Source organism: uncultured Thiodictyon sp. (assembly GCA_903837595.1).
Lineage (GTDB): Bacteria > Pseudomonadota > Gammaproteobacteria > Chromatiales > Chromatiaceae > Thiodictyon.
In genome coordinates this window covers 1-4,243 of the sequence record CAILVI010000005.1, presented here as the reverse complement: position 1 = coordinate 4,243, position 4,243 = coordinate 1, and the positions used below count along the sequence as shown (strand labels likewise).

The following is a 4,243-nucleotide window of genomic DNA, read 5'->3' as shown; positions in this document are numbered from 1 at the left end:
GGCGTGGCGCGTGCCTATGACCAGATCGACAACGCCCCTGAGGAGCGCGAGCGCGGCATCACGATCGCCACGGCGCACGTCGAATACGAGACCAAGGCGCGCCACTATGCGCATGTGGACTGCCCGGGACACGCCGACTATGTGAAAAACATGATCACCGGCGCGGCCCAGATGGATGGTGCCATCCTGGTGGTGTCGGCGGCGGACGGCCCCATGCCGCAGACCCGCGAGCACATCCTGCTGGCGCGTCAGGTCGGTGTGCCCTATATCGTCGTGTACATGAACAAGGCCGACATGGTCGACGATGCCGAACTGTTGGAGTTGGTCGAACTGGAGGTGCGTGAGCTCCTGTCCAGCTATGACTTTCCCGGCGACGACACCCCGATCGTCATCGGTTCGGCCAAGCTGGCAATGGAAGGTCAGGATTCGGAATACGGTACCCAATCCATCGATCGACTGATGGAGGCGATCGATACCTACATCCCGCAGCCGGAGCGTGCGATCGACGGCGCCTTCCTGATGCCGATCGAGGACGTGTTCTCGATCTCCGGTCGTGGCACCGTGGTCACCGGCCGCGTTGAGCGCGGGATCGTCAAGGTGGGTGAGGAGGTCGAGATCGTCGGCATCCACAACACCACCAAGACCATCTGCACCGGTGTGGAGATGTTCCGCAAGTTGCTCGATCAGGGGCAGGCCGGTGATAACATCGGCGTGTTGCTGCGCGGCACCAAGCGTGAGGATGTGGAGCGCGGCCAGGTCCTGGCCAAGCCCAAGAGCATCAACCCGCACACCCACTTCGAGGCTGAAGTGTACATTCTGTCCAAGGAAGAAGGTGGGCGTCACACCCCGTTCTTCAATGGTTACCGTCCGCAGTTCTACTTCCGTACCACCGACGTCACGGGTGCCTGCACCCTGCCGGAAGGCATTGAGATGGTGATGCCGGGGGATAACGTGAAGATGGTGATCAAGCTGATCAACCCGATTGCCATGGAAGAGGGCCTGCGTTTCGCCATCCGCGAGGGTGGCCGTACCGTCGGCGCCGGCGTGGTCGCCAAGATCCTCGAGTAGATCAATGAATAACCAAAGAATCCGCATACGCCTGAAAGCTTTCGATCACCGTTTGATCGATCAGTCGGCGCGCGAAATCGTCGATACCGCCAAGCGCACCGGCGCCCAGGTACGCGGCCCCGTCCCACTGCCCTCCAAAAAGGAGCGCTGGACTGTGCTGGTCTCCCCCCACGTCAATAAGGATGCACGGGACCAATACGAGCTGCGCACCCATAAGCGTCTGATGGACATTGTCGATCCTACCGACAAAACCGTCGATGCGCTGATGAAACTGGATCTGGCGGCGGGCGTCGACGTCCAGATCAAGCTGAGCTGAGGGCGGAATCATGACGATTGGAGTGATCGGGCGTAAGGCCGGCATGACCCGCATCTTCACCGAGGCCGGGGAAAACATCCCGGTGACGGTGGTCGAGGTCCCCCCGAACCGGGTGAGCCAGGTAAAGACAACGGACACCGACGGCTACCGTGCCGTGCAGGTTGCCTTCGGTACCCGCCGGGCGTCGCGTGTGACCAAGCCGATGGCTGGCCATTATGCGAAGGCCGGCGTTGAGGCCGGGGAGTGCCTGGGTGAGTTCCGCCTGGAAGGTGACGAGGGCGCCGACTTTGAGGTCGGGCAAGAGATCTCGGTCGGGATCTTCGCGCCGGGGCAGATGGTCGATGTGCGTGGCGTGACTAAGGGTGCCGGCTTCGCCGGCGGCGTGAAGCGACACCACTTCCGTACCCAGGACGCGACCCACGGCAACTCGGTCTCCCACCGGGCACCGGGTTCCATCGGTCAGAACCAGTCTCCGGGCCGGGTCTGGAAAGGCAAGAAGATGGCCGGCCATTTGGGCGCCGTGACCCGTTGCCAACAGAGCCTGGAGGTCGTGCGGGTCGACGCTGAGCGTAACCTGCTGCTGATCCGGGGCGGTGTGCCCGGTCCCACCGGCGGTCGCCTGGTTGTGGTGCCGTCCGTGAAGTACAAGAACAAGAGCAAATAGTCATGGATCTCGCGATTCGCACTGACGCTGGCGGTGCCAGCAGTGTCCAGGTTTCGGACGCCGTCTTCGGCGCCGAACTGAAGACCGGGCTGATTCATCAGGTCGTCACGGCCTATATGGCCGGGGGCCGCTCCGGCACCAAGAAGCAGAAGACCCGTGCCGAAGTCTCTGGCGGCGGGCAAAAGCCCTGGCGCCAGAAGGGCACCGGGCGCGCCCGCGCCGGTACCTCCCGCGGCCCTCTGTGGCGCCACGGCGGTGTGACCTTCGCGGCCCGTCCGCGGGATTACACCCAAAAGGTCAACCGCAAGATGTACCGCGGTGCCGTGTGCTCGATCCTGTCGGAGCTGGCACGTGCCGAGCGTCTGATTGTGGTCAATGAGTTTGCGGTGCAGGCGCCCAAGACCAAGGAACTGCTCGGGCATCTGAAAGGGTTGGGGGTCAGCGATTGTCTGATCATCACCGACGAGCTGGAAGAAAATCTTTATCTGGCCGCCCGTAATCTCCCCGGGGTGGACGTGATGTCCGCCCAGGAAGTGGACCCGGTGAGTCTGATGGCCTTTGAGACCGTGGTGGCGACCCAAGCGGCCATCCGCAAGCTGGAGGAGCGCCTGTCATGAATCTTAATGCCGGCCAAAACAAAGAACGGCTGATGAAGGTTCTGCTCGGACCCCTGCAGTCGGAAAAGACTACCCTGATCGGTGAGTCCGGTCAGTACGCCTTCCGCGTCGTCAGTGATGCCCATAAGCGCGAGATCGGTCGCGCCGTCGCACTGATGTTCGAGGTCGAGGTGGCTGGCGTCCAGGTGCTGAACGTCAAGGGTAAAGAGAAGCGCGTGGGCAAGCGCATCGGCCAGCGTCAGGACTGGCGCAAGGCCTATGTGCGGCTCAAGCCTGGCCACACGATCGATTTCGGCGTCGGCGCCTGAGCCCGGCCCTACTCAGCGGATCAAACCCGGATCACACCCGGACTTAGCGGATAGACGAACATGCCAATCGTAACGTCCAAACCGACCTCTCCCGGACGCCGTTTCGTCGTCAGGGTGGTGTCACCGGACCTGCACAAGGGCGCTCCTTACCACCCGTTGGTGGAGAAGCAGACCCGCCACGGCGGTCGCAACAACCTGGGCCGCATTACCGTGCGTCATCAGGGCGGTGGCCATAAGCAGCATTACCGGATCGTCGACTTCAAGCGCAACAAGGACGGCGTTCCCGCCGTTGTTGAGCGGTTGGAATATGATCCTAACCGCAGTGCCCACCTGGCACTGCTGAAGTATGCCGACGGTGAGCGTCGCTACATCATCGCGGCCAAGGGCCTGAAGACCGGCAGCAAGGTGCAGTCCGGGGAAGGCTCCCCGATCAGCGTCGGTAATTGCATGCCCCTGCGCTATGTCCCGATCGGTGCCCAGGTGCACTGCATCGAGATGCGGCCCGGCAAGGGTGCGCAGTTGGCCCGCTCGGCCGGCGCCTCCGCCCAGTTGGTGGCCCGTGAGGGCGAGTATGCGACGCTGCGTCTGCGCAGTGGCGAGATGCGCAAGGTTCATACCGATTGCCGCGCGGCGATCGGTGAGGTGGGCAACGCGGAGAATAATCTCCGCAAGCTCGGCAAGGCCGGTGCAACCCGTTGGCGCGGTGTCCGCCCGACGGTCCGTGGTGTCGTGATGAACCCGGTCGATCACCCCCATGGCGGTGGTGAAGGTCGTACCTCTGGTGGCCGTCATCCGGTAACCCCTTGGGGTGTCCCGACGAAGGGCTACAAGACGCGTAAGAACAAGCGGACGGACGGCATGATTGTGCGCCGTCGCGGCCGTAAGTAAACCCGCAGTTAAGCAAGACGAGGTTGCATAAGTGCCACGTTCAGTTAGAAAGGGACCCTTTATCGACCATCATTTGGCGAAAAAGGTCGCAGAGGCGGTCGCGCAAAACAGTAAGCGCCCCATCAAGACCTGGTCACGCCGCTCGATGGTGTTGCCGGAGATGGTGGGTTTGACCATCGCGGTCCACAACGGACGTTTGCACATTCCCGTGCTCGTCAACGAAAACATGATCGGCCACAAGCTCGGCGAATTCGCGCTCACCCGGACCTACCGGGGTCACGCCGCCGACAAGAAGGCGAAGAAGAAGTAGCCGGAGTGACTGAGATGCGAGCCGAAGCAAAATTGAAATACGCCCGAATATCCGCGCAAAAGGCGCGGCTGG

7 protein-coding genes are annotated in these 4,243 nt (G+C 62.4%); all 7 read left to right on the top strand.

Going from position 1 to position 4,243, the window contains the following annotated elements:
• A partial coding sequence (gene tuf, locus QZY44_RS00260; protein WP_295440589.1) for an elongation factor Tu occupies positions 1–1,068 on the top strand: 1,068 nt, incomplete at its 5' end.
• A 4-nt stretch (positions 1,069–1,072) separates the two neighbouring features.
• Positions 1,073–1,384 (top strand): 30S ribosomal protein S10, encoded by a 312-nt coding sequence (gene rpsJ / locus QZY44_RS00255; RefSeq protein ID WP_100921353.1) that lies wholly within the window; start codon positions 1,073–1,075, stop codon positions 1,382–1,384.
• Between the two features lie 10 nt (positions 1,385–1,394).
• Positions 1,395–2,048: a 50S ribosomal protein L3 gene (gene rplC, locus QZY44_RS00250; RefSeq protein WP_295440587.1), complete on the top strand. Its 654-nt coding sequence runs from the start codon at positions 1,395–1,397 to the stop codon at positions 2,046–2,048.
• A gap of 2 nt (positions 2,049–2,050) precedes the next feature.
• Positions 2,051–2,665 carry a 50S ribosomal protein L4 gene (gene rplD, locus QZY44_RS00245; RefSeq protein ID WP_295440585.1) on the top strand — a complete coding sequence of 205 codons (615 nt, stop codon included), beginning with the start codon at positions 2,051–2,053 and terminating at the stop codon, positions 2,663–2,665.
• Positions 2,662–2,973 carry a 50S ribosomal protein L23 gene (gene rplW / locus QZY44_RS00240; RefSeq protein WP_295440583.1) on the top strand — a complete coding sequence of 104 codons (312 nt, stop codon included), beginning with the start codon at positions 2,662–2,664 and terminating at the stop codon, positions 2,971–2,973. Before rplD ends, rplW begins: the two co-directional genes overlap by 4 nt.
• Positions 2,974–3,033: 60 nt before the next feature.
• Complete coding sequence (gene rplB / locus QZY44_RS00235) at positions 3,034–3,861, top strand: 50S ribosomal protein L2 (protein WP_295386824.1); 828 nt, start codon at positions 3,034–3,036, stop codon at positions 3,859–3,861.
• Between the two features lie 31 nt (positions 3,862–3,892).
• Positions 3,893–4,171 carry a 30S ribosomal protein S19 gene (rpsS, locus tag QZY44_RS00230; RefSeq protein WP_295386821.1) on the top strand — a complete coding sequence of 93 codons (279 nt, stop codon included), beginning with the start codon at positions 3,893–3,895 and terminating at the stop codon, positions 4,169–4,171.
• Positions 4,172–4,243: the final 72 nt, after the last annotated feature.

What these genes read in the sequence shown, in the direction of transcription:
- rpsJ (WP_100921353.1), top strand. Translation starts at nt 1,073, where the DNA reads ATGAATAACCAAAGAATCCGCATACGCCTGAAAGCTTTCGATCACCGT.
- rplC (WP_295440587.1), top strand. Translation starts at nt 1,395, where the DNA reads ATGACGATTGGAGTGATCGGGCGTAAGGCCGGCATGACCCGCATCTTC.
- rplD (WP_295440585.1), top strand. Translation starts at nt 2,051, where the DNA reads ATGGATCTCGCGATTCGCACTGACGCTGGCGGTGCCAGCAGTGTCCAG.
- rplW (WP_295440583.1), top strand. Translation starts at nt 2,662, where the DNA reads ATGAATCTTAATGCCGGCCAAAACAAAGAACGGCTGATGAAGGTTCTG.
- rplB (WP_295386824.1), top strand. Translation starts at nt 3,034, where the DNA reads ATGCCAATCGTAACGTCCAAACCGACCTCTCCCGGACGCCGTTTCGTC.